The following is a 25,251-nucleotide window of genomic DNA, read 5'->3' as shown; positions in this document are numbered from 1 at the left end:
GCTAATTCAGGTTAACGTTAGAAATAGCATTTAGCCGGCAATAACGCCGGCTTTTTTTTATCTCTTACATTAAAAAAAATGGACTATATTTAAACTTATTCAATGCACAAAAACAATGTAATCCTTAAAAACCATGAAAATAACCTTAATCATTTCCCTGGCAATACTCACCTTATCTGCTAATGCCCAATCACCCAAGTTTAAATCTAAATACCTGAATAGCATTGACTCAACAAGCCTAAAGCAACATGTTTATGTATTGGCATCAGACAGCCTGCAAGGACGTGATACTGGCTCGGAGGGCGAACATAAAGCAGCGCGCTACATTGTTAATCATTTTAAGTCGGTCGGACTTAAACCTTTCAACGACAGCACATACCTTCAAAATATCGGACTATGGAGCTGGCGCTGGGATAGTTTCCAGTTTAAGCTTAAAGACAAACAATTAACTCATTATGAAGACATTGTTTATCTGAGCACTGCACCAATAGAGCCCTCAATTAGTGGCCAATGTATTTTTATTGGAAATGGTAACGATTCGATAACCGAGCACCTCAACATGAAAAGCAAAATTGCAGTAGCTCTGGTAGATAACCTTAATAGCTGGTATTCATTGGCCAGTAAGACCAAAAGAGATGGTGCAATAGCATTAGTTATGGTACATCAATCGGATTCGGATGCTTTTTCAAAACTGAGTGCACAAATGGAAGCAAAACACAATAAGCAGTCCATCTATCGCTCACGGCCATCTTTTAGCAATAATCTTACAAAAGCATTTGCTATCAGTCAGGATTGTTTAGAGTCGCTCTTTAACAACTCGCTTGAAACAATATCTGGATATAGCACAGCCAAAGCCATTAAACAATTACCACAACCCGAACTCACCATCGCTTGCCCTATTATCATTGAAAAAGCCAATGCCAATAATGTTGCCGGCTATCTGCCCGGCAAAACTAAATCACAAGAAACGCTTGTAATTTCGGCCCATTACGACCATGTGGGTGAAAGATATGATGGTATATGTGTTGGTGCCGATGACAATGCCAGCGGCACGGCAGCTGTCATAGAGCTGGCAAAAGCATTTGCTCCACTGAAGGGTAAACTAGACAAAAACATTGTGTTTTTAGCCACCTCAGGTGAAGAAAAAGGTTTATTGGGGGCATTTTATTTTGCCGATCATCCACAAGAACATGCCTTTAATATCAAGGCCAATATTAATGTTGATATGATTGGGCGCATTGACTCCACCCACAAATCAAACTATATCTACACTATTGGGAATAACCATTATCCCGAGTTTGACTCACTATTACATGTAGCCAACAACCTGCTCACGCCATTAACTATACAATACGACTACAACAAAACACAAGGCTTTGGTAACTTTTTAAGGTTATCGGATCATTATGCATTTCACCGCATTAACATCCCTGTACTGGGCTTTTTCAGTGGCCTGCATCCTGACTACCATAAACCAACTGACACGCCTGACAAGATTAACTATCGGGAAATGGAGCAACGGGTTAAACTGATTTTTACAACCGCCTTTTTAGCCACCCAAAAATCGGCTTTTAACACACAAGATGACTAAATACATTTGGTTTATACACTAAAGCAATTATTTTAGCCGTTTCTGAAAAAACTAATTGTATACATATGTCAAACATTGCACAAACATTTAAGAAATTCCCAAAGGTATTCTGGGTGGCTAATATTATTGAACTTTTTGAGCGATTCGCCTGGTATGGCTTTTTCATGCTCTTTGCCAATTACCTCACCAGTTCGATTGATGTCGGAGGATTAGAGCTTTCTCAAGCTCAGAAGGGTATTATCATGGGCGTTGGCACAGGGATCCTTTATTTTCTACCTGTTATTACGGGCTCTATAGCCGACCGCTTTGGGTATAAACGCGTGTTATTTATCGCCTTCATCATCTATACATCGGCATTTATTCTGATGCCCTTGTTCAAATCTTTCACAGGCGTATTTCTCATATACTTATACTTAGCTCTTGGCGCCGCTCTTTTTAAGCCAATCATCTCTGCCACAGTTGCTAAATCAACCACATCGGAAACAGCCTCTATTGGTTTTGGTATCTTTTATATGATGGTTAACCTAGGTGCATTCTTCGGCCCTCTAGTAACTTTGCTTTTCAAGAACTCTTCATATACATTGGTTTACTATATTTCTGCAGGTATTATTGCCATTAACTTTATTCTTTTACTTTTTTATAAAGAGCCAGAAAGAGAAGAATCGAATGAAAGTTTTGGTGATTCTATGAAGAAGGTTTTCACAAATATCTTCGAAGTATTAGCTGACGGAAAATTTGTAGTATTCCTGCTTATTGTTGCTGGTTTCTGGACCATGTATAACCAACTATTTTTCACACTTCCTGTCTTTATTATGCAATGGGTTGATACATCGTCAATGTATCTATTTTTTCAAGAGTATGCACCATTCTTTAGTGAGAACTATGGTACTGCAAATGGACAAATGGAAGCTGAATTCATTACAAACTTTGATGCCATGTACATTATCCTCTTCCAGGTTATTGTATCAAGTATTGTTATGAAATGGCGTCCTCTTCGTTCTATGATGGCAGGGTTCCTTGTTTGTGCGATTGGTATGGCACTTACATTAACCACCCAAAATGTTGTTTTCACTTTAGTTGCTATCTATATATTTGCGATTGGAGAAATGGCCGGTTCACCTAAAATTACTGAATACATAGGTCGCATTGCACCAGCAGAAAAGAAAGCACTATATATGGGCTATTCATTTATTCCTGTCTTCTTAGGTAATGTTTTTGCCGGATTTATTTCAGGTAATGTATATCAATGGATGTCTGATAAAACCACTTTCGTAAAACAAGAGGTAGCTGCCCAAGGTTTGAACATTGATGAAAGCTTGACACAGAATGAGTACTTCGAACAAGCTGCATCAGCCATGAACATGAACACCAATGAATTAACAAACCACCTGTGGAGCACTTACAATCCTGCATCAATTTGGTCGGTAATTCTGGTTATCGGATTAGCTGCTGTTGTGGCACTATTCTTTTACGACAAATATTTAAAGTCACTCGAGAATAAGTAAGGCAAACATATAATCCTATAAAGCCCGAAGTCATTTGCTTCGGGCTTTTTTATTTCCCTAATCTTTATTAGTATGCCGGGCTTTTATATCTCATTATTCCGCCGTAACTTCTGCTAACGTTATGCGTATAGCAGCGTATACCTTCCGTTAAAGTGTGAGAACAGCTTCTTTTTGATGATAATCTGCAATGGTGAGATGCAGAGGTGTTGAATTGTGTACAAAAGTGTGTTGTTATGGGGATAGATTTTTTAAACAATCTGAAGATTGGCATGCGATTGAATTATATATTGGGTTCAATTGTAGTCATTATTGTTGTATCGGTCGGAACATATTCATCGTTCAAACAGTACCAACAAATTACCACAGAAATGGACTCAACCTCATTTATGCAAACTGAGGATTTGAAGCGTCTTGTGGAAGTACAAATTGCGGACCGACAGGCTTTTGTTAAATCCGGGGTTAAAATGATGAAGCGAATCGCTTCACTAAAGGAGTTCGAACTTGATGATGATAACAAGGTCGTAGTGAATGCTATTAATCAGCTAAATAAGGAACAGACAACTATTTCGATTCCTACGCTGATGCATGGTGAACAAAGTATCTTTCACAATTACGAGCTTGTTGATGAAGTTGGTGAGATAATGAACGGCACTGCCACAGTGTTCCAAAAAATACCGCAAGGCTTTCTGCGCATATCCACCAACGTTAAGAAACAGAACGGGGAACGCGGAATTGATACTTATATAAGTAACGACTCTCCGGTTGCGCAAAAAATAATTGCAGGAGATAGCTTTTATGGTCGTGCTTTCGTTGTTGATGACTGGTATCTCACTGCCTATGAGCCCTTATTTATCAATGGTAAAGTTGAGGGTATCATTTACGTTGGAGTAAAAGAGAAAGATATGGATGGTATTAAAAATGTCTTTCGAAGTAAGAAGTACCTGAAATCAGGCTATCCGTTAATGGTTACAAGCGATGGTGAGTTTCTAATCCACCCTACTAAAGAAGGTCACAATACAGCAAATGCAGATTTCTTTCAGCGAATTATCAACAGCAATAGTGAGAGAGGTAAAATTGAATACCTATGGGAAGGCGAGGATAAGGTATTGTATTTTAGATTTGTAAACGACATTGATGCTTACATTGTAATTACCTATTACAAATCTGAGATAACCGATATCATTAAAGAAAACGTGATGATTCTGGGTGTTATCTTTATCATAGCCATCACCTTACTAATTCTCATTATTAGACTGGTCAGTCGTTCCATTACCAAGCCATTGTCGGAATGTGTAACTTTTTCGGAACAACTATCAGAAGGAAATCTGTCCGCAACAATTTCAATAAATCAAAATGACGAAATTGGCACTTTGGCGAAAGCCTTGCAAAATATGATTGCGAAAATTGAGGCTGTAGTATCTGATATTATCAAAGGGGCAGAAGATATAGCCGGGGCCAGTCATCATGTGAGCGGCACCTCCTTGCAGTTATCTAAGTCAGCCACCGAACAGGCGGCTTCAGTTGAAGAAGTGTCGTCGACCATGGAAGAGATGGTTAGTAACATAGAGCACAATGCACTTAATGCTAATAACACACGTAAAGTGTCGCAAATGGTTTATACAAATATCAAAGACATCAACCGCTCAACCATTGAGTCGGTTGAAGCCAATGAAGCCATTGCACAGAAGATTAATATCATCAATGAAATTGCTCAGCAAACCAATATTCTATCGCTTAATGCAGCAGTAGAAGCAGCCAGGGCGGGCGAACAAGGGAAAGGTTTTGCCGTAGTTGCTACAGAAGTACGTAAACTGGCTGAGATAAGTCGGGCTTCGGCCAAGCAGATAATTGATTTATCCAATTCGAGTCTTAACCTGAGTGGCAAGGTAGGCGAGCAAATGGAACAAATAGCACCCGAGGTGCAAAAAACCAGTGAACTGGTGGATGAGATATCATCATCGAGCGACGAACAACTAAAAGGAGCCGAGCAGGTTAACTCAGCCATGCAGCAGCTTAACCAGATAACTCAACAGAATGCATCGTCAAGTGAGGAATTGGCGGCCAGCTCTGAACAACTCACCTCGCAAGCCGAAAACCTCAAACAGATAGTCAGCTTCTTTCATACCAAAAAACAGTAATAGCCAGAAACGAGCATATACAACAAAGCCTGAGTAATATACCCAGGCTTTGTTGTATGTATAAAATACATTAAAAACGTCGCTTGTTGCCTCCTCGGTTACCACCACCCTGGCGGCCGCCTTCTTTTGGTCGGGCTTCTTTAATATTAATGATCTTGCCATCATATTCAGCCCTGTCAAGCTCATGAATGGCTTTCTTGGCAGCTGCATCATCAGGCATCTCAACAAATCCAAATCCTCTTGACTTTCGCGTTTCGCGATCCTTGATAACTTTAGCGGAAGTTACCTCACCGTACTCTTCAAATAGGTCTTTCAAATCTTCATCCCAGACGTTATCTGTCAAACCCGCAATAAAAATATTCATGCTATAACACTTAAAAAATTAAACCACAGCACCTACAAGTGCCAATAAAAACATTTTAAAAAGAGAGGAGAATTGAAGATTTGAAGTGTAGTTGACTTCTTAGGAAGAGAAGAAAGGACTAAAAATCAGTATAATATCAAAATTCAATCTTTTAAAATATGTGCAAAGGTAGCTAAATAATTAGGTGTTACATATTATTTGACCATAAAGAGTGTTAAACTTTATCGGCTTACTCATGGTATTTTACTAATTTTAGTTGCCAGATAATTAGTGACAAATCAAGGTTAAAGCCATACCACAACTAACGCTCAATACAAATGGACTATCTGAATACATTCAAGAAAATAAAAGCATTGGCCGAAACGGGACTGGTATATGCACAAAACGGTTATGAAGTTGAACGTAACCAGGAGCTGGTTGATTTAAGCAAAGAATTGATGGCGGCCATTGCCGACCACCCTGTTGAAGCCTTTGACACGTATTACCTGCCGCCTAAAGAGTACCCAACACCCAAAGTGGATGTGCGGGCACTGATTCTGAATGATAAAAATGAAGTATTGATGGCTAAGGAAAAGATGGACGGTCGTTGGTCGATACCCGGTGGTTGGGCCGACATAGGCCACAGTCCTTCTGAAGTAGTGGTTAAAGAAGTGGAAGAAGAAACGGGTCTACAGTCTAAAGTTATACGAGTGTTAGCCATTTACGACAAGCGCTGCCACCCGCATCCGCCACAGCCCTGGTATGTGTATAAAATCATGTTTTTTTGCGAAGTGACTGGCGGAACATTGCGCGGTAACTTTGACATTGAAGAAGCTGATTGGTTTGCCATTGATAGCTTGCCACCACTATCAAAAGATCGCATCCTTGAATCACAAATTAAGGAGCTGTATCATCTGGCTATGCACCCTGAACTGCCGGTTGTATGTGATTAAATCTCTATGGTACTTATCTGACATGAAAAGCAGTACTCGCGAAATTCTATATATTTGTGTCGCATAACCAGCTACGCATGTCAACACAACATACTCAGGCCTCAGGCTATCTTTATACCTTCCAGGCATTTTTAACCTGGGGTTTACTGCCTATCTACTGGAAGTTACTTAACCACATACCGGCACTTGAAATACTGGCGCATCGTATTTTCTGGTCGTTGATTTTTGTGTTACTCTTTCTGGTATGGAAGAAGCAACTGAAGCTGCGCAATATATTCACCAATAAGAAGGCATTCTCTACACTCACCATTACCGGCTTGTTGGTAGGCAGCAACTGGGGCGTTTACATTTATGCTGTCAACGTCAACCACATTGTAGAAGCCAGCCTGGGTTATTATATTACACCGCTAATTAATGTGGCATTGGGCATCCTGTTTCTGAAAGAACGTCTAAATAAACTGCAGCTCATCGCTTTGCTACTTGCAGCGTCAGCCGTTATATACCTGACGGTTGACTATGGCCGTTTCCCCTGGATATCCATTTATTTGGCTGCATCATTTGGACTATACGGCCTGTTAAAAAAGATGAGCGGAGTAGATGCTATGCCTGCATTGGCCATCGAAACATTGGTGCTCACGCCATTCGCCCTGAGCTATATCATATGGGGCATGGTTAGTGGTAATGGCCACCTGTTTACCGAGAGCTTTCAAACCGATGCATTACTAATTATGGCCGGCGTGGTAACAACCTTGCCATTATACTGGTTCGGACTGGGTGCCAAACGTATATCTCTCACATCAGTAGGTTTTATGCAATACATCGCCCCTACCATTATGCTCCTGTTGGGCCTGTTTATTTACCACGAAGGATTTCCTCAGGAGAAACAAGTAGCCTTTGCAGCCATCTGGATGGCCCTTGCTATATACAGTTATTCAATATTCTTGAGCTACAAAAAGAAGCAACAACGATGAGCTCATGTCAAAAACAAAGATGAAAATCATATGCTGCTAATGCAGCACCACTTACATTTGAAGAAATTTTAAGAGGATGCCCGTTCAACCATCTACCTTTAAAGCTTATGCTGCCTTATTTGCAGGGCTCATTATCATCGGTTTTTCAGCGATTCTTATCAAGTCGGCTGAAGCACCTGGCATTGTGACTGCCTTTTACCGGGTAGGATTGGCATCAGTTGTGCTGCTTTTGCCCTTAATCAGCAGATGGAGACAAGTACATCAGCTTTCACTCAAAGCACTGCTAATGCCTGTGTTGGGAGGAATTGCCTTTGGGGTAGATACAGGCTTATGGTCGTGGGCCATCGAAATAAGCAATGCCACCATTCCCACACTTATGGCCAACCTGGCACCAGTGTGGGTAGGTCTTGGAGCCGTTTTCATCTTCAAAGAAAGACAGTCGAAAGGTTTTTGGTTCGGGTTGGCCGTTACCATAGCCGGTATGTTTATGATGGCAGCCCGCAGCTGGTATGTAAAGGATGGATTAATTGCCGGCATTACCATCAGTATAATTGCCGGTATCTTTTATGGCATCTACCACCTGTTTACTCAGCAAGGACGCTCACACATGAGCACACTCCTGTATCTATCTATAAGTAGCATGGCAGCAGCTGTCACAACCGGCATTGCAGTCATTATTAGTCCCTATTCGTTTACCGGCTACAGCAACACCACCTGGCTAATCTGGCTGGTATACGGCATTGGCGTGCATGTGGGCGGCTGGGCATTAATCAACTACTCGCAGGGGCATTTAAAAGCCACTACAGTTTCCCCAACGCTTTTAGGTCAACCCGTGATTACAGCCATTGCCGCTTTCTTTATTCTGGATGAAGCGCTTACCTCGTGGCAAATTATTGGTGGCATCATTGTGATTGGTGGCATTTACCTGGTGAATATTACCCGCTTAAAGCGCTAAACCGTACTTATATTTGTAAAAAACATCCTTAAGAAAAGGAACAATCCAAATTACCTATCCAATTACACAACAGCGCTTTACACAATAGCTGAGTGGTATTATTATGTCCTCATTAAGGTGCTGATACACTATTTCTAAGGAGCATATTTAAAACGGAGCAGTAATGCTGTGTTAACTCCTATTATCAAATCAATTCCTCCTGCTACATTGCCTCAAGTATGACAATAGTCATGATCTACATTCAGTTTTTGCATAGTGACCTATGCGAACTAACACATTTAAATAATACATTATGAAAAAAAATTACTTAATTATTCTCTTATGTGCCATAAGCAGTATGGCAATAGGACAGACAGTGGAAATAGTAAAAGATTACCATGATGCAGATAAAGGTTATGGTGCGACACCAACAGACATTATTAGCAATAGCAGTATGCTGGTTTTCTCAGGAGTTGTTGATCAAGAGCCATCTAGTAACCCAATGTTTTTTCCTCCAAAGAATATCTTTGAACCGTTTGTAACAGATGGAACAGCCTCCAACTTCTTACCTTTAGATTTATATCAAGGCGTTGATAGCAAAGGCTATCAAAATGGTTCTAATCCCTCAAAGTTCTTCGTATTAAAAGACGAAATTTATTGTGTTGCTGTCAATGGATCAGGTGTGCAAAAGTTATTTAAAATAAATGATATTGCCGGAACATCTGAAGAAGTAGCTATTGACTGGTTACCACAAAATAACTTACATAATCGTTTTGTTGGTCTTACAGGTGAAAATGTTGTTTGGATTCATAGAGACCCTGCTGATGAAACAGATGATAATTATTACTTAATCGAATGGAATGGCGATGTATCACAAGCTCCTGCCATAATTCCAAATCAAAAAGGAGAGTACAAGTTAGCTTCTACAAAACCTTTATTGCTTAACGGGCCTGCTAATGAGGTAATTGTAATAGCAGGCGATAAGGCTGATGGCTCTTTAGGAACTGAACTGATTGTGACCTACAATCATATGATAATGGGTCATAACATCGTCTATTCTGATCTTGCTCCTGGTGATGCTGATGGAAATGGATATCCAGATGCTAGTAACCCAGAAAACTTTACAGAACTTAATAGTGTTATTTACCTAAATGATAGCAAAGGTCAAATTTGGATGGTAAGTCAATCTAATGGCTATAGTGCTGAATTAGTTACTGCAGTAAATGATGGGCTAGAGACAGGCGCAAACAATACTGATATATTAGGAGTATTTGATGGTAAGCTAGTGGTTAAAGGTAAAGCAGCTGGAGCTGACACCTGGAGCATTTTTCTTTGTGATCCAACAGCTACAACCAATGCAGTTGAGGAGTTAAATGTTGGTTTTGAAATAAGAAACGCATCTAACGTGGTAGTGAGTAATGGTATTATGTATTTTGAAGGCGAATATAATTCAATTCCATATGATTACGCAAATAAAGTTACACCATTATGGGCTTATGATGGAACTACACTAAAGCAGATTACCACTGACCTAAACTTTATTTCTGGCATTTATCCATTCAATGATAAGATTTACTTCACAGCTGAAGATCCTGATGCTATTGACAACGGAGATGGGACATTCTCATCAACTTACAAGGAGCTATTCGTTTATGACCCAGCTGGCACAGCGACTTCAATAGAAAGAGCTATTGATAACTCAATCACCGTATCACCAAACCCATCTTACGGTTATGTAAACGTTGCTGGTATAGATACAAATGCAACATACGAAATTTACAGTGTATCGGGCAGCTTGCTTGAGCAAGGTGCAGTAATAAACGGACAAATTGATTACAACGTACAATCGGGAGTGTACCTGCTGAAAATCAGCGAAGGAAGCAATACTAAAGTTGTGAAGATCATGGTAAAATAAGCTTGTTCAGGCAGTTTTACTTCGGGGCTACTCATTAGAGTGGCCCTTTTTTGTTGTACCTAGCGATAGCTCACTATAAGGCATTCGAAATGGCTTGCAAAAGAATACAAGCCCATTGGATGATTAGTCATCAACTAAAAATAAGATACAAGGTGCCTATCATCGCTAATTAATTTAGTTATTATATAAACCTGCTAACAATAGAAGTGCAGCTAAATAGATTAATTCTTAAACCATCTGATTCGGCTTTGCTATTTTGAAAACAAGCGCTTAATAAATTAACATGTTGACTCAAAAGCTTGCTTAAGGGAAGTATAACAGCCATGAAGTGAAGAATCTTACGTTATTCTGCACAGATACTAAACTGGATAGTATCGTCGAAATACAATCGCAAAAAGGCCACCCCAACATGGAGTGGCCCAATAGATTGATATAGAATAATTAAATGAGCTCTTATTGTTTTTTGGCAATTCGTGAGTGCTCAATCACCAGAGTATTATAGGCCTTTCCTAAGTAAGGATGGTCGCCCGGAGCAGTAATCTGCGCCAGATAACCTTGTTCAAATACGATTTCCCGCTTGTCCAAATCAAAAGTACCAACAGCTTCATCAAAGCGTTTCACACCCTCAGTGCCATCTTCTTTAACATACCACTCCCAACCGAAAAAAGTCAGCTGTATATTTATCCCAAAATACGGATCCAAAACATCGGTATAATTCTGATTCTTCTCAAGTGTCACAATGCCGGTTTCTAAATCAAAACGCATTCTTACTTCCTGTGCAACACCCAGCAAACCTTTTACCAGCAGGAGATCATCACGACCTTCTTCTGTTTCCGGTCTGATCTCAACAGGTAGCACATAAGGTGCAATTTGATCACCATCATTATCTTTACTTATCGACTGTTCGGTTGATTCAAAATCAACGCCAATGAGCGCAGCTAGTGGGTGCTCATTATCACTAATGGTGACAATATGCTCTGTTTTAACCTCATTAGCTAAACCAATGGTAGCTCCAATATTGTTCTCTTTCAGTACCAACTTAAATTTTTTGTCCCCGTCACGCAGGTAGTTGTCAATCATCTTAATCTCAACATTCTTAATATAGTCACCCTCAAAGGATACTGTATTGCCTGCATTTTTAATTGTAAAATCCTCACCTTCAATGGCCGGGTTAGAAAAATCCTCAGTAACGACTTCAAAGGTTACCTCACCTACTCCAGTGCTTTTGGCTAAGGCAATAGGAATGCGAAGCGTACGAATATCGTTTTCCAACATCACCGATGAAGTTGTTTCAAAACCAAAAAAAGCATCCTTATCTTTAAATGTCTGCTTTTCGGCTTCACCGCAGGAACTAAAAAGAATAAGTCCTGCAATAAACACAGCTATTATTTTATTTATTTTCTTCATTATTGTTGTTTTTTAGAGCGTTTAATCGATGGGATAATTACACAGTTTAACATATAATCAGTGCCCATCGACTAATACAAATCAACCTTTAGTTACTATATCCTGCATTTTGCACCATGTTATCGTTGGCAAACATCTCATCCTGAGGTATTGGAAATACAAAACGATAATCACCTGCTTCTAACACCTTTGGACGACCACTGGGGGCATCTTCATCGGTTCTCTCAATACCCAGGTTCCAGCGACGCAAATCGTAAAAGCGATGCGCCTCGTAAGCCAACTCTCTTCGGCGCTCATCCTGCAATACTTTCATTGCCAATTCCCTTGTTGTCATATCAATGGGGTCAGGTGAAATAATGCGTTTGGAGCGCAGTAAATTAATTTCTGCCTCGGCGGCAGGCAGACGATCGGTGTTTATATAACCTTCAGCCTTTATCAGCAACATCTCTGACGCCCTAAAATATTTAAGGTCCACTACGTTGGTTTCACCTACTTTACGTCCGTCATACTTAGCCACCACATCTTTTCCGCTTTCATTTTTGCCAAAATAAATCTGCTTACGAATATCATCTTCCTCATACATATCCATTAGGGCGTATGATGGATGAAAATGTATATCGCCATTGGAGCTTGACGTATAATAATCACCTAGTCGGGATTTCAGGATTTGTTTTCTGAAGATAATTTCAACTTCGCCATCTACCTCATCATCCCAAACCTGGTGTACTTCATCAATTTCAGCTAATCGATAGCCTCCGTTACCCACCGCATTATCTGCCGCATTGATGGCCATATTCCAATCGCCCATGTATTGTGCTACACGCGCTTTAAGGGCATAAGCGGCCGACTTGCTAACCAGATAATTACCCTCGGCATACTGGTCCAAAGCCGGAATAGCTTCATCAATATCCTTGAGAATAAACTGGTATACTTCTTTTTGACTCAGACGAGCTGGCTGCACCAGCTCAGATTTACGCATATAAGGTATTCCAATGGCATCGGGTGCATAATCTGGCGCATAGGCTCTTAACACTTCAAAATGACCAAACGCGCGGGCAAATAAACACTCCGCTATCGCTTTCTGAACAATAGGATCTTCAGCATCAAATTGTCCGGCTATTTCAATAATACGGTTGGCTGCATCAACTAAGTGAGCATTACCATCCCAGGTACCAAATATATCGCTCGTAGAGGCATTATACACCCAATCGTGCATTGCCACACCTTCACCACGGTTAGAATTTGAATAACGTAAATCATCACTGGCCCTATCGGTTGTACCAATGGCACTAAACCCACCATAATGGGTCATTACACCAATTCTCCCTTTATCCAAATCTTCAACTGTGATAAAGGCTTTATCATCTGAAATTTCATCCACTGGCGACAGCTCCAAGTCACATGAAGTTGCTAGTGTTAATAGGCCAATTACAGTGGATATTAATGTTAATCTATATTGTTTCATTAGTAAGCAAGGTTTTAGAATGTAAAATCCAATCCAATTGAAAAGATGCGTGGCGTTGGATACTCATATTTGGCAATATTATCACTGTCCTCCGGATCAAAACCCGTCCATTTAGTCCATGTCAATAAGTTTTGGGCCTGTCCGTAAATACGGAATCCTTCAATAAAACCGGTGCGTTTTAACAAGCGTGTGGGAATGTTATAGGCCAGCATTAAATTACGCAAGCGTATAAATGAAGCATCCTCAATATCTTTTGATGAAAACTGACGTGGTGAGTGCACGCCCTGAATATCGGTAATATCACCTGGCTGCTGCCATACATCCAACATGGCTGTTGACATATTGTACTGAGCAAAGTTCGGGTTCTCCTGGAAAAATGTTTGGTTATTAAATCGTGAGTAGCCATATGCGTAGTTGAACTGTGCACTTAATTCAATACCCTTATAACTTAAACGCGTATTGAAACCACCACTAATTGGGGCATTGAACGTTCCAAACTCAGCCACATTGTCATCAGCACTGTAATTTTCGGTTAATTCGCCATCTTTAGTGTAATACATGGCATTACCATTGGCCGGGTTGACACCAGCCCATTCAACCGTGTAGTGTGAACCTAGTGGCAAGCCTTTACGCACAATAGAGGTACCTGACTCGAATTCGCTCACTTGCCCAAGGTCAAGCACCTCATTATCGTTGTATGAAAAGTTGGTACCTATGGTCCATGTCAGCCCACTGTTACGTATGACATCGTAATTAATCAACACCTCAACTCCCCGGTTTCTTACTTTACCGGCATTGGTTTTTTTAGCATTCCCCGGAACACCTGCCCATGATGAGAATTTCTGAACCACAAATAACTCATCGGTGATATCATTATATACATCTATTGACCCGTTGAGGCGGTTGGCAAATAAGTTATAATCAAAACCCATGTTGAACTTCTTTGCAATCTCCCATTGCAAAGTAGGATCACCTGAACGACTTAAGACGTATCCCTCTTTATTAACATACCGTGATCGTCCCCAGGTTGTTAGAGTTTCAAAATCATCCAGCCCCATCTGATTGCCGGTTAAGCCATAACTGATTCGAAACTTTAGGTTATTAATCCAATGATAGTTGCTCATAAAATCCTCGCGCGTCACATCCCAGGTAAGACCAAACGAATAAAGAATGGCATACTGGTTGTCAGCACCAAAAGCTGAAGAGCCATCGCGGCGCAAACTACCACTTAAAGTATATTTATCGTTGTAAGTATAGTTGACTAGCGAAAATAATGAGAATAACTTTCTCTCACTTTCGCCACCACTGAAACTTGTTCTGTAATAATTACTTTCTGTCGTTGGCGAGCCTAAATCAATAGGAGTGATAGCAGCAAATGAACCTGGTCGTTTGGGGTCCAATCCATAACCTGTTCCGCCAAATCCAAAAGATTGTCGGTGGATGTATTCAGATCCAACTACTGCCGAAAACAGGTGACGGTCACTTATCATGCGCTTATAGTCCAAGGTATTGGTAAAGTTAGCTTCTGTTCGTTGGCCAAACGAGCCACTCAACTGGCCATCACGTCCCGATTCACCATCATTGAGCAGCTGTGCTGAATAGGCCTCCGGACGAATCTCGCGCTCTGTAACATTCTGACGGTAATCAAGTCCATATTGTGTCTTGGCTGAAAGATGCTCTGTAATGTTCCAAACCAGGTTTAATGCCCCAACAAACTTCACTTCTTCCAAAATGTATGTCGAATACATCATCTGGTCTAATACGTTGGAACCTACATTCCCATATTCGCCATAACGCTTCGCATTTTCATCTTCAGTCAGAAATGGATTTTGGTATAAATACTTACCACTATTTAAAGCGCCTGTTTCGGTGTATTGTGCTTCCCAGGGGTTAGCCAGATAAACGGCTGCAAATGGATTTTGCAGGGCAATGCCCCCTTCACTCTCGATGCGGTTAATTTTTGATTTGCCAATACTGGAGTTCAAGCCAACTTTAATTTTATCAGATATTTGGTGATCAAGGTTGATACGGCCCGAGTAGCGGTTGATATCAGAACGCTTTGATAAACCCTCCTGGTAATAATTCTGAAAGGATACATAGAACTTTGTTTTCTCACTACCTCCCATAAAGTTAGCTTCAGTACTATGCGTTTGCCCCATCCTGAATATGATATCCTGCCAATTGGTATCGATACCTCTTAAACGTGCCAGCTCAGCATCCTGATGCCTCTTAGCATCCGATGAAAGGGAGTTATAAAGCGGGTTAGACTGACTCAATTCCCATCCAGGTCCTTTTTTGGCAATCTCTTCAAACCATAGCTTTTCCTGGGTGTTCATCATCGAGAACTTCTCTTGCGTTTTAACCGAAACGCCTGATTGGTGGCGCACATTTACTTTTGTCTTTCCTTCTTTTCCGCGTTTAGTGGTGATCAAGATCACTCCGTTAGCTGCACGTGAACCATAAATGGCAGTGGAAGAGGCATCTTTTAAAACACTCACGGTTTCAAAATCATTGGCATTTAAACTGGCAAATGCACCGGCTTCAATCGGTACACCATCTACCACATAAAGCGGGTCGTTACCACCCATAATAGAACCCGTACCACGAATACGTACCTTAGTATTACTTGAACCAGGCTGACCTGAACCGCTTGATATCTGCAATCCGGTTGTTTTTCCCTGCAGCATCTGATCAAAAGTCGCTACCGGCACTTGTTCCAAATCTTTGGCTTCAACCACCGAGATGGCCCCTTTTAAGCCTACTTTGCCCTTTGTACCATAGGCCGAAACCACCACCTCTTCAACGCCGATAGACTCGGTTTCAAGCATCACATTGATTATGTTTTGGCCAGCGATGGCTATCTCCTGGGTTTTCATACCCACAAAAGAGTAAAGCAGAACATCGGCATCAGCAGGAACTTCTAACGTATAAGTACCATCAAACATCGTTATGGTTCCTATGGTTGTTCCCTTTACCAAAATAGTTGCGCCCGGTATGGGCGAACCATCAGCAGCATCTGTTATTGTTCCTGTAATTGTTTGGTTTTGGGCACTGATTACCCCAACTCCTAAAACAAAGAAGAACAATAACGCATGTAAAACACGTTTCATAAATTTAGTTTTTAATATTTGAACTAGTCCCTTCTTATTGGTACAGAGCTACAAATCCAGAATTAATTTCTGCACCAAAATATATTGTATCCAGTATTGTATCATTAATTGATGGTGAAGAGGAAACAGGATGTTTCCGACCTATTAGTTTGCTTCCTCTTCACTAGGAAGTGCTTTTACTCGATCGTAATATCTATTGTATAAACGGTGTAATTGTTTGATTCATCCAACACTTTGAATGACAATTGGTAATCGCCATAATAAATATCGGCTGGAATATCTTCCAGCACGCGGGTGCTTGTATAACTCATTTCTTTACCCGACAACGGTATTTTGTACATCTCGGCATCCCAGTCAGTATCCCATCCTTTCAGTGAGCGGATACTAGCAATAGTCACCTGACATTCTTTCAAAGCTTGATCATCCATAAAATCTGCATTGATTAATATGGAAGAACCTGGTGAATAGATTCCACTTTCGCGTGTTAACGAAATATCAGCTGTTGGTTTTGTTAAATCTGCCCCTTCACTATCTGAACCGCAAGCATTTAAACTAACTATGATTAGGATGAGGGCTGCTATATTTTTTAGTAACTTTTTCATAACATATAGTAATTTATCAGGCTGGAAGGAAAGGGATTACAAGTGTAATTCCCCTCCATCTATGCCTTACCTATTTATTAATTTTTAACCACTTTTTGTACATTTACTTGCTCACCCACACGCATCTCGAGCATGTAAACTCCTTTACTCAGATGACTAATATTCAACTGGCTTGAAGTTCCGGCGGCTTGTTGTTCAAGCACTACCGCACCTGTTGCATTCGTTAACCTCAGATTCGCCTCGGCCGCATTGTCAAACCAGGTGATATTAAGAACATCAACTGCCGGGTTAGGATATATTTCCAAGCCTGCGATAGCATTGTCATCAACACCCGTACGGTGAATCACTGTAATAGTATAGCTTCCTTGCACCTGAGCGCCATGAACATCCTTTCCGGTAAGCGTAACATTTGTTGCGCCAATCATAACAGGCTTCAGAATCGCTCTTCCATCATTGTATAATAACTCCAGTACATCTTCATTATCAACAGTAATGGAGTAGATCATCGGATCATTATCAATATCCGTAATCACTTCTGAAAAGTCGATTTCGAAATCGCCATGCTCCCACATTACCGTGGTATCTTTAAGTGCCACTGCAAATTCAGGAGTGCGATTGACATTAATAACCTGTATATCAAAAGGTGTACTACGCTGTAAACCATGCTCGTCTGTTGAAACAACCTCAATTCGATGAACTCCCTGAGCATCATAACCCGGAGTAGCGGTAAGTACAACCTCATTCGAGTTATCCTGATAACTGATCCAGTCGATATCAGTAACCAACTCGTTGCTTACTGCATCCCCTTCGTTATCAGTTATTTTAAAAGTAAGCGTTGCGATTTGTGTCTCTTCCACCTTTTGACTTCCGCTAATCAACTCAGCATAAGGAGCTTCATTCATTAGTAGATTCACATCCACTACTAACTCATTATTGATTGGATCATTACTCGAAATCTTCAACTGTGCATTGTTTCGAATTTCTTGTGCATTGGCTGCCACAAAATTAAGCTGTATGCTTGACTCCTGTCCGACAGCAGTTGTACCATTCATTTGACCAGGCGCTATACTTACCCATGTTTTTTCTTCGTAGCTAAGCTCGTGAGCACGCACCATAAACACCATGTCTTGGAAGCCTTGCTGAGTATTCATATCAAACCAGTTATTCTGGTAGTTAAAGAAATAGCGGTTAGGTACAATCTGGTCGAAATCGGTATATACCACACCTTGTGGCTTACTGATACCCAATGGATAATTGATGATGACATAAAAATCTTCACCAGGATATATATAAACCGGATCATCCAATTCAATCGTTACAAACTCGCCCACATCTGAATCTGCATTGTCAAAGGCAAGGTTTAAATGTCCTTTACCCACTGGAATGGCATCAACAATACTGCTTCCACCTGCTCGAATCTCAACCGAGATAACTCCATTCAGTACACTCTCACGGATATAGAAAGTTTCAATATGAGACAATAAATAACCACTTTCAGGTGCTTCGAAACGAGTACCAGACACAAAGGCTAAGCCTGCTCCAAAACCAATATTGTTGTTCTTAGCTGTCGCATCGGTATAGCTTAAGGTACGATTGTAAGTTGCAGCAGCAGCCTTTAAAGATACTTCCGCTTGTGTGGCTTCTCCTTTTTGCAGTTGTTCTGATGAGTTGGTAGCCTTTAGCTGAGCACTGGCTGTTGTAGCCTCTGCCTGCTGACCTCTATTGAAAATCAGGTCAATGTTCCACTCAAGCGTACCCGAACCATTGATATTACCAATAACTAAATCGCGACTGGTAACAAGTGACTCGTCATCGGCATTCACCGTCACAACATCATCACTTACAGTTATAGCTGGTGGCATTTTGCTTTCGATAGACAACGGACAGCTAAATGCTTCGGCCATATCTGCATCAATCAATCGCAATACTGATGTTGCCAACGACGGTGCAGCTGGTGTATACGTCATCCTCAGATTCCACTCATCGCCAGGTGCCAGTTTAGTACCATCTCCAACCAGGTAAGGTACTGGTCCAAAACGACCCCACACCTCAACATAAGCCTCCTGACCAACAAAATCAAGAATTGGCACAACACCTGCAGGAACTAACACATTACCACGACTATCCAGTACTTCAGCGTATGTGTAATCAATTTGTAATTCAGGATGTTGCTCTAATAAAGCATGGTCCAAATAAACGGTTTTGGTTCCGGTATTGCGAATTGTGAAGTTAGATGTATACGCCTCCCCTGCGACGTACCAAACCATACCGGCATCGTTGCCTTGCACGCCCAGTTCAGGTTCTCCAACAACAGTCAGTTCAACTGGTAAATTTACTTCCTGACTTCCAACAGTATTGTTAATGATTCTGAAATCTTTAGTATATACACCATCGTTCACTCTTGTGGCGTCCAAGGTAAGATCAATAACCTGAGAGCTGTTAGCCGCTATTCGCTTCTTCTCAACCGGGAAAATAGAATAAGATAATGTTTCGCTATTGTTTGGCATTGTTGGCATGTAATCACGCCAGATAAGCAAGCCATCTTCCTCATTTGGATTTTCAACCCCAATGACAGCAGCGATACTTGGACGCTCCAAATCTTTGTAATTAAAATCGATTTGTCCGGTGCTGTGAATAACCACCTGGAAGCTATATTCGATGCGACCACCCGCAACAGGATAAAAATCTTCCCATGATACGATAACTTTATCGCTCTCTTCCTGGTAATAGATTCCTTGCTTCTGGCGCTGTGAATAGTAGTATGGCAGGTGGAAAGCTGCCATTGGTGCAATTACACCCGGCATCTTATCAACAATTGGAATATGTAATGGACGGTATGAAAAATCTGTAATATCTGGCTCGATAAATGACACCCATCCCATACACGAAATGTACAGTGTGCTATACTTCTGACCGAAATAAGCATATTCATTCTTCAATGGTAAAGTAAAATACGGGATGAAATCATCCAGGAACTTAGATTCCAGGTTGGTATGTGCAGCACTTTCGGTAATATCGATATACTGTTTGCCATCTCCTTCATCAAACACATAATCAAACTCCTTAAAGTCAGCTACTGCCGCACCTTCGGTTGATTTTAAGTAACACCACAAGTTAGGTACAAAAGCATACTCCAATTCTCCGGCTCCGTCATTTACAATGGTAAACTGACGGTCAATGGTTTCGCCAGCATTCAATGTTTGTGTAATACCTTCAACAGGCGTAACACTAATCAGCGGATTCTCCACCACATTACCGGTGAGATTAATTTCATAAGTCGCTCCGTTTTCATCGGTTACGATCATGATGTCGTTAAGCTGACCCGCAGCCACATCGGTCTGAACACCTGTATGAATCATGACAGGAATATTAACCGACTGACGAGCCTTAACCACAAGTGGCAGCTCTGCCGCTTTGCTGGTGCTGTACATTCCATTATTCTGAAACTGAATATCGGTAATGGTAATCTCAGCGGTTCCTGAGTTACTTAATTTGGTAATGTATTCTACTACATCTGTTTTAAATACATCTCCAAAATCAATGCTTGTTTCTTCAGCCGTTAAAGCTGGTGTGCCACCTGCTACAAAGTTAGCATTGACAGTATATTTAGTCACTGGACTGTCCGGATCATTGCTGACAATAGCTAAACGCTCATAAACAGTATCCTGCAGTACACTTTCTGTATTAAAAGATACTTCTAAGCTCACTGATTCACCAGGTTGTACTGTGCCTGATGGATTGGTGACATCCATAATCATATTTTCTCCCGGATGGTAGAAGTGAAAAAATTCGTTATAAGAATTCATACTCTTGATTCCTCCAGCCAACGGCACTATATACTGACTGTTAGAGATAAATGCAATATCGCTATTATCCTTATCAACCATAGCGATTAGGTAGGATGAATTGTAAGCAGATTTCTTAAATAAAATATCAACATCACCATTGGCGTGCAGCACTATCTGCATATCTACACCTACTGTGTTGCCATACACCACATTTTTATATTGTGCACGGAACATACCATCTTCACGACGGTAACAAATCTGAGAGTTATCACGGAAACTGGCTTGCATCATCACCGCAGTCACCATATCATAATCACGCAACCAGGTTGGATTTAATTCCGAACCAGATACCCAATCCAGGTTTTTGTCTCCTTCTTCGCCGAATATCAAAGCTCCCTGCTCATTCACCCAAACTTTATTATAGAAGCGATCGCGGAACGGGAATGAGAAACCAATATCCGTCTGAACAGCAAACTTAGGTCCTCTTAACTCTTCAACAATATGCGTTCCGGTACTTATAATATCTTCCCAGTTGTGCTCAACCGGATCTGGCGTTTCTGCTTTTAAAGCATAATCATACGTATAGCCAAAATTGTTGATAGGTTTAACCAATCCTTCTACCTCATAGTCAGGCGCAAACTTAGGCACTTTGTAGTGCAGCGGATAGTTACCCGAGTTGGTAATTGTGAATGTACGGTTGGCAATGGCATCGCCCACTGTTAAATCACCTGCAATGGTTACTTCAGATGTACCTGATTCATTATCTGCAACTATAATGTTAGCTGGTAAAACAGATACTCCATGTACAGTGAATGAATGCGAGTAGCCCTGATTGTTTGTAAGGCTAATTGTACTGTTAAATATACCCTCGGCATTTGGTGCAAAAGTAATACGCACCCAACCTTCAGAAAGAGCAGGTATTGTTTCACCGCTTACTATTTCATCAGTAATAAATACATCCGGATTGCTTGAAGTATAGCCATTGGTCGGCAACTGATAACCTCTTAAGCCTTCATTGGCAATCTGTACATCAATTGTTTTTGTTGCTCCAACAAATACGTTACCGAAATCTACTGTTTTGGCAGAATTAAGCTTTGGATCGTGTCCTGTAACATCAAACTTAACTTTTCCTCTAACAACCGGATTCTTCGGATCATTAGACATGATCACCACATTATCTTCGTAGTATCCATCAATCAGATTACTGGCATCTATATCAAGAGCCAGCTCTTGTGTGCTTCCACTTGTTAACACACCTTCATCTGGTGTAAACGTAATGTAATCACCTAAGTCGTTCATAGTGCTTTGCATCACCCACGACCAAACGTATGTGTCCTTATTGATTTCGGCAGCCAATGAACGCCATGATTGCCCGCCATTAAAGCTCATGAAACATCTCTCAGAATATTCCTCAGACATTTCTTCTGCAATACCTAAAGGATATAAGTTACCTGATGGAATATGTACAACCACCCAATATACATCGCCTTGCTGAAAGTGTATCTGTTCTTCCAATTGCACGTAATGAGAGGTCCATGCAGCAGTTTTTGTTTTGTAGTTTTGAGCAGACAATAATTCAGCATCGCGCAATACTGAACCTTTCCACACCTCCACAACGATAGGTCCTGTCTCAGGATTCACCTTCAGGTTGAGCCACATATGTGTCAAATTAAATCCTTCTGGCTCGGTTACCTGATACCAGGTAGCAGCTGAGTTGGTTATGGTTGTATCATTTTCTCCAATAATTTTTGTGGCATTGGTCGAATATTCAACATAACGCATACGCTCATCAATGGACGCATAGTTAGGCGTAGCCACAATGCCATCAACCAATACATTGTCGGAACCAACACCGGTTAACACCGGCGCCGAAATGAAGTTTGGATAGCTTACTGTGTTTTCGGCAAATGGGGCCAGGCTTAAACTGTCCAAGCCAATGTGAGCTCTCCAGTTCAATACACCTTCTCCAACATTCTGGAAGCTATACACTTCCGATGCTGCAGCATTTGTTTTAACATCAATTGTAAAGGCCACCTCATCGCCCAACACAATCTCAGGACCATTATTGGTCGCCACCATCACAACCTCAGATAATTCAGAAGCATTTCCCCAACGGTCGAATGCTTTTATGGCAAAATAATAGTTGGTCTGGGCATCCAGCTTATCAATACTATAGTTAAGCTCCTCGCCAACATTGGCAAAGAATTTATTCACCACTGTTGAGCCTGCCGATTGCAAGTTAGCTTCGGTGAATGGTTCTTTGCTCCAGTAAAGATTATAACTAACGGCTTTTTCATCGTCGCCATCAGCAGGAACCGTCCAGATAAATGTGGCAAAATCCTGTGAAGTTTGTACACTGAACCCGCTTACAGGATCAGGGGCAATTGAAGGATCGCCAGATTGAAGAGCCATCCAGGCATCAATGTAACCATTCCCCATTTTTCCTTTTACACTCTCAACCTGATAAGGCTCCACATCATGCACCGATGTTAGCAAGTGTTGCTTTAGTTTATCTGCAGTAAAATCGCTCGCTTTAAACTTAGAGACCACCAAAGCTGCAATACCGGATACATGAGGACAAGCCATAGACGTTCCCTGTAACCAGGCATAACCACCATCGCCATATGTACTTAGTACTTGTGCTTCTTTGTCTAGATTTACATTTCCTCCGGGAGCACTCACATCTACCCAATCAGCATAGACTGAGTAAGGTGCTTTTTTGAAGTCTGGTCCGATAGAAGCAACCGCGATACATGGTTCATAAGCTGCTGGATAAATATCTAACTCGTACCCTAGGTTACCTGCAGCAAAAATGGATACACCGCCTTTCATTGGACTTCCTGCATAAGAACCTGCATTGGCGTTGAAATAATCGATGGCTTCCAAAACAGCCGGATCATAAGCACCATCGGTACTCCATCCCCAGGAGTTCTGGCCAATAACAGCACCCATATCGGCAGCATATACAATCGCTTCGGCATAACCACCGGCTCCGCCATCTTCGGTAAACACCTGACATGACATTAAGCGCACACCAGGATTTACTCCATCTCCTCCTGCAATACCAGATACTCCTTCTCCATTGTTACTTACAGCTCCAACAGTCCCAGCCACGTGTGTACCATGGTAATGCGTTGTGATACTGCCATTCTTCTTAGCGAAGTTATATCCATAAACATCATCAACATACCCATTGCCATCATCATCAATACCCTCGATACCATTTAGCTCTGTTTCATTAATCCACATGGCATCTTTCAAGTCAGGGTGATCAGCTTCCACACCACCATCAATGATGGCTACAATCACATCTGATGAACCTGTTTCAAGCTCCCAGGCTTTTGACAGATTAATATCAGCTCCCTGCTCGGCCCAACTTTGCGAGCCATCATTGTCGTAGTGCCACTGCTTTGCCAACATAGGATCATTAAATGCAGCTACGGCTTCGCTACTACTTATCTGAGGTTCGATGTCTCCACCAATCAATGTAACCTCAGGAATGATTGTTGCTGAAGTCACCTCTGGTAATTGATTGTATTGACGAGCCACCTCTTCCGGGTTTAAGTTTTCATCAAATTCAATTTCATACCATAAGTGTAGCCCCGCTTGCTGATGCCGCTCTTCAAACTTTGGCGAGTAGCGAAATACTCTTTTCATATTATAAGCAGCCACCTGTTGCGACACAGCATCAAATGTTACTATTCCTGTTTCTACTCCCTTGCGGGTTGTTTTAATACTCTTCAGGTTAGCCTGAAGCATGGCGTGCATTTTCACACGAATCGCGCCTCTTTGCTTTCCATCAACATATTTCTGCGCTATTAGTGCATTGCCTAGCAGTACAAAAACTATTAGCAGAAAAGTGTGTTGTAATTTTAGTTTCATATCTAGTTGTTTAATTCCACTCCTTGATTAAAGGATTCTCGATCTGTGGACTATTTTACTTTCTTCTGAGATTTGATTTTCATCCCTTTTAATATTTTCTCAAGGGCTTCTTTCTGTACTTCATTATTCTCGATAAGCTGCTTTATTAGCTCATCTGAAATCTCTTCTTTTTTCTTCTTGGACATCCTGACAAATTTTATCTGAATAAATCATGACGTTATTTCTATCGCTATCTTCGGGCAATTTATTATGTCTGGGAAGTACTTAAAAGAAAGTTAACACAGCGATATTGCTGCACTTTTAAAATCGCCCTTAGAATTATTACTCCTATGCCCCTTCAACAACACTTTATCACCACTACACTGCTTGTTTAATGTATTGTTTATCTGCATATTACACTCAGTACAAACACTATATACAGCCTGCCTTAAATTGCTATTAAAAAGCTCTTATTTATGGTATTAAAGGGCTTGATTTATACAATCAAACTGAATAAATAATCACTTATTAGTCTTTATTAGATTTAGAAAAGAGAAATAAAACTGAACCTAAGAGCTAGTGAAGTGAACCTTGACATAAGCTGACAACTTTGAGGCATAAAAAAACCGACCTATAAACATAGGCCGGTTACACAATAACAAATAATC

The 25,251-nt window shown here is 40.9% G+C and carries 14 protein-coding genes; 7 read left to right on the top strand and 7 right to left on the bottom strand.

Features of this window, described 5'->3' with window-relative positions; translation table 11 throughout:
• Window positions 1-133: 133 nt before the first annotated feature.
• The 3 genes from KEM09_RS18930 (at window position 134) to KEM09_RS18920 (ending at window position 5,234) form a co-directional block, all read left to right on the top strand.
• Complete coding sequence (locus KEM09_RS18930) at window positions 134-1,591, top strand: M28 family metallopeptidase (RefSeq protein WP_212230710.1); 1,458 nt, start codon at window positions 134-136, stop codon at window positions 1,589-1,591.
• 113 nt (window positions 1,592-1,704) lie between these two features.
• Window positions 1,705-3,096, top strand: coding sequence for an MFS transporter (locus tag KEM09_RS18925; RefSeq protein WP_212230708.1), 1,392 nt, complete (start codon window positions 1,705-1,707; stop codon window positions 3,094-3,096).
• Window positions 3,097-3,329: 233 nt separating this feature from the next.
• On the top strand, window positions 3,330-5,234 hold the full coding sequence (locus tag KEM09_RS18920) for a methyl-accepting chemotaxis protein (RefSeq protein ID WP_212230706.1): 1,905 nt from the start codon (window positions 3,330-3,332) through the stop codon (window positions 5,232-5,234).
• 70 nt (window positions 5,235-5,304) lie between these two features.
• Here KEM09_RS18920 and KEM09_RS18915 read toward each other — a convergent pair whose 3' ends face one another.
• Complete coding sequence (locus KEM09_RS18915; protein ID WP_212230704.1) at window positions 5,305-5,598, bottom strand: RNA recognition motif domain-containing protein; 294 nt, start codon at window positions 5,596-5,598, stop codon at window positions 5,305-5,307.
• A gap of 317 nt (window positions 5,599-5,915) precedes the next feature.
• Here KEM09_RS18915 and KEM09_RS18910 point away from each other — a divergent pair, with 317 nt between their 5' ends.
• The 4 genes from KEM09_RS18910 (at window position 5,916) to KEM09_RS18895 (ending at window position 10,350) form a co-directional block, all read left to right on the top strand.
• A complete protein-coding gene (locus KEM09_RS18910) occupies window positions 5,916-6,530 on the top strand; it encodes an NUDIX hydrolase N-terminal domain-containing protein (RefSeq protein ID WP_212230702.1) in 615 nt (204 codons plus the stop codon).
• A gap of 77 nt (window positions 6,531-6,607) precedes the next feature.
• Window positions 6,608-7,501 carry an EamA family transporter RarD gene (rarD, locus tag KEM09_RS18905; RefSeq protein ID WP_212230700.1) on the top strand — a complete coding sequence of 298 codons (894 nt, stop codon included), beginning with the start codon at window positions 6,608-6,610 and terminating at the stop codon, window positions 7,499-7,501.
• Window positions 7,502-7,577: 76 nt separating this feature from the next.
• Window positions 7,578-8,456 carry a DMT family transporter gene (locus tag KEM09_RS18900; protein ID WP_212230698.1) on the top strand — a complete coding sequence of 293 codons (879 nt, stop codon included), beginning with the start codon at window positions 7,578-7,580 and terminating at the stop codon, window positions 8,454-8,456.
• Between the two features lie 292 nt (window positions 8,457-8,748).
• Complete coding sequence (locus tag KEM09_RS18895; RefSeq protein ID WP_212230696.1) at window positions 8,749-10,350, top strand: T9SS type A sorting domain-containing protein; 1,602 nt, start codon at window positions 8,749-8,751, stop codon at window positions 10,348-10,350.
• Between the two features lie 453 nt (window positions 10,351-10,803).
• Here the strand turns inward: KEM09_RS18895 and KEM09_RS18890 are convergent, their stop codons facing one another.
• From KEM09_RS18890 to KEM09_RS22045, 6 genes are all read right to left on the bottom strand, one after another.
• Window positions 10,804-11,757 carry a Calx-beta domain-containing protein gene (locus KEM09_RS18890; RefSeq protein ID WP_212230693.1) on the bottom strand — a complete coding sequence of 318 codons (954 nt, stop codon included), beginning with the start codon at window positions 11,755-11,757 and terminating at the stop codon, window positions 10,804-10,806.
• A gap of 88 nt (window positions 11,758-11,845) precedes the next feature.
• On the bottom strand, window positions 11,846-13,222 hold the full coding sequence (locus KEM09_RS18885) for a RagB/SusD family nutrient uptake outer membrane protein (RefSeq protein WP_212230691.1): 1,377 nt from the start codon (window positions 13,220-13,222) through the stop codon (window positions 11,846-11,848).
• A gap of 14 nt (window positions 13,223-13,236) precedes the next feature.
• On the bottom strand, window positions 13,237-16,332 hold the full coding sequence (locus KEM09_RS18880; RefSeq protein WP_212230689.1) for a SusC/RagA family TonB-linked outer membrane protein: 3,096 nt from the start codon (window positions 16,330-16,332) through the stop codon (window positions 13,237-13,239).
• Between the two features lie 176 nt (window positions 16,333-16,508).
• On the bottom strand, window positions 16,509-16,934 hold the full coding sequence (locus KEM09_RS18875) for a DUF4625 domain-containing protein (RefSeq protein ID WP_212230687.1): 426 nt from the start codon (window positions 16,932-16,934) through the stop codon (window positions 16,509-16,511).
• A 77-nt stretch (window positions 16,935-17,011) separates the two neighbouring features.
• Entirely contained in the window at window positions 17,012-24,604 is a 7,593-nt protein-coding gene (locus KEM09_RS18870; RefSeq protein ID WP_212230685.1) for a S8 family serine peptidase, read from the bottom strand.
• A 50-nt stretch (window positions 24,605-24,654) separates the two neighbouring features.
• A complete protein-coding gene (locus tag KEM09_RS22045) occupies window positions 24,655-24,789 on the bottom strand; it encodes a hypothetical protein (protein ID WP_280516771.1) in 135 nt (44 codons plus the stop codon).
• Window positions 24,790-25,251 lie beyond the last annotated feature (462 nt).

This window comes from Carboxylicivirga mesophila (assembly GCF_018271975.1).
GTDB lineage: Bacteria > Bacteroidota > Bacteroidia > Bacteroidales > Marinilabiliaceae > Carboxylicivirga > Carboxylicivirga mesophila.
The sequence above is the reverse complement of the archived record's forward strand: the minus strand, read 5'-3'. Positions and strand labels throughout refer to the sequence as shown.

What these genes read in the sequence shown, in the direction of transcription:
- KEM09_RS18930 (WP_212230710.1), top strand. Translation starts at nt 134, where the DNA reads ATGAAAATAACCTTAATCATTTCCCTGGCAATACTCACCTTATCTGCT.
- KEM09_RS18920 (WP_212230706.1), top strand. Translation starts at nt 3,330, where the DNA reads ATGGGGATAGATTTTTTAAACAATCTGAAGATTGGCATGCGATTGAAT.
- KEM09_RS18915 (WP_212230704.1), bottom strand. Translation starts at nt 5,598, where the DNA reads ATGAATATTTTTATTGCGGGTTTGACAGATAACGTCTGGGATGAAGAT.
- KEM09_RS18910 (WP_212230702.1), top strand. Translation starts at nt 5,916, where the DNA reads ATGGACTATCTGAATACATTCAAGAAAATAAAAGCATTGGCCGAAACG.
- rarD (WP_212230700.1), top strand. Translation starts at nt 6,608, where the DNA reads ATGTCAACACAACATACTCAGGCCTCAGGCTATCTTTATACCTTCCAG.
- KEM09_RS18900 (WP_212230698.1), top strand. Translation starts at nt 7,578, where the DNA reads ATGCCCGTTCAACCATCTACCTTTAAAGCTTATGCTGCCTTATTTGCA.
- KEM09_RS18895 (WP_212230696.1), top strand. Translation starts at nt 8,749, where the DNA reads ATGAAAAAAAATTACTTAATTATTCTCTTATGTGCCATAAGCAGTATG.
- KEM09_RS18890 (WP_212230693.1), bottom strand. Translation starts at nt 11,757, where the DNA reads ATGAAGAAAATAAATAAAATAATAGCTGTGTTTATTGCAGGACTTATT.
- KEM09_RS18885 (WP_212230691.1), bottom strand. Translation starts at nt 13,222, where the DNA reads ATGAAACAATATAGATTAACATTAATATCCACTGTAATTGGCCTATTA.
- KEM09_RS18880 (WP_212230689.1), bottom strand. Translation starts at nt 16,332, where the DNA reads ATGAAACGTGTTTTACATGCGTTATTGTTCTTCTTTGTTTTAGGAGTT.
- KEM09_RS18875 (WP_212230687.1), bottom strand. Translation starts at nt 16,934, where the DNA reads ATGAAAAAGTTACTAAAAAATATAGCAGCCCTCATCCTAATCATAGTT.
- KEM09_RS18870 (WP_212230685.1), bottom strand. Translation starts at nt 24,604, where the DNA reads ATGAAACTAAAATTACAACACACTTTTCTGCTAATAGTTTTTGTACTG.
- KEM09_RS22045 (WP_280516771.1), bottom strand. Translation starts at nt 24,789, where the DNA reads ATGTCCAAGAAGAAAAAAGAAGAGATTTCAGATGAGCTAATAAAGCAG.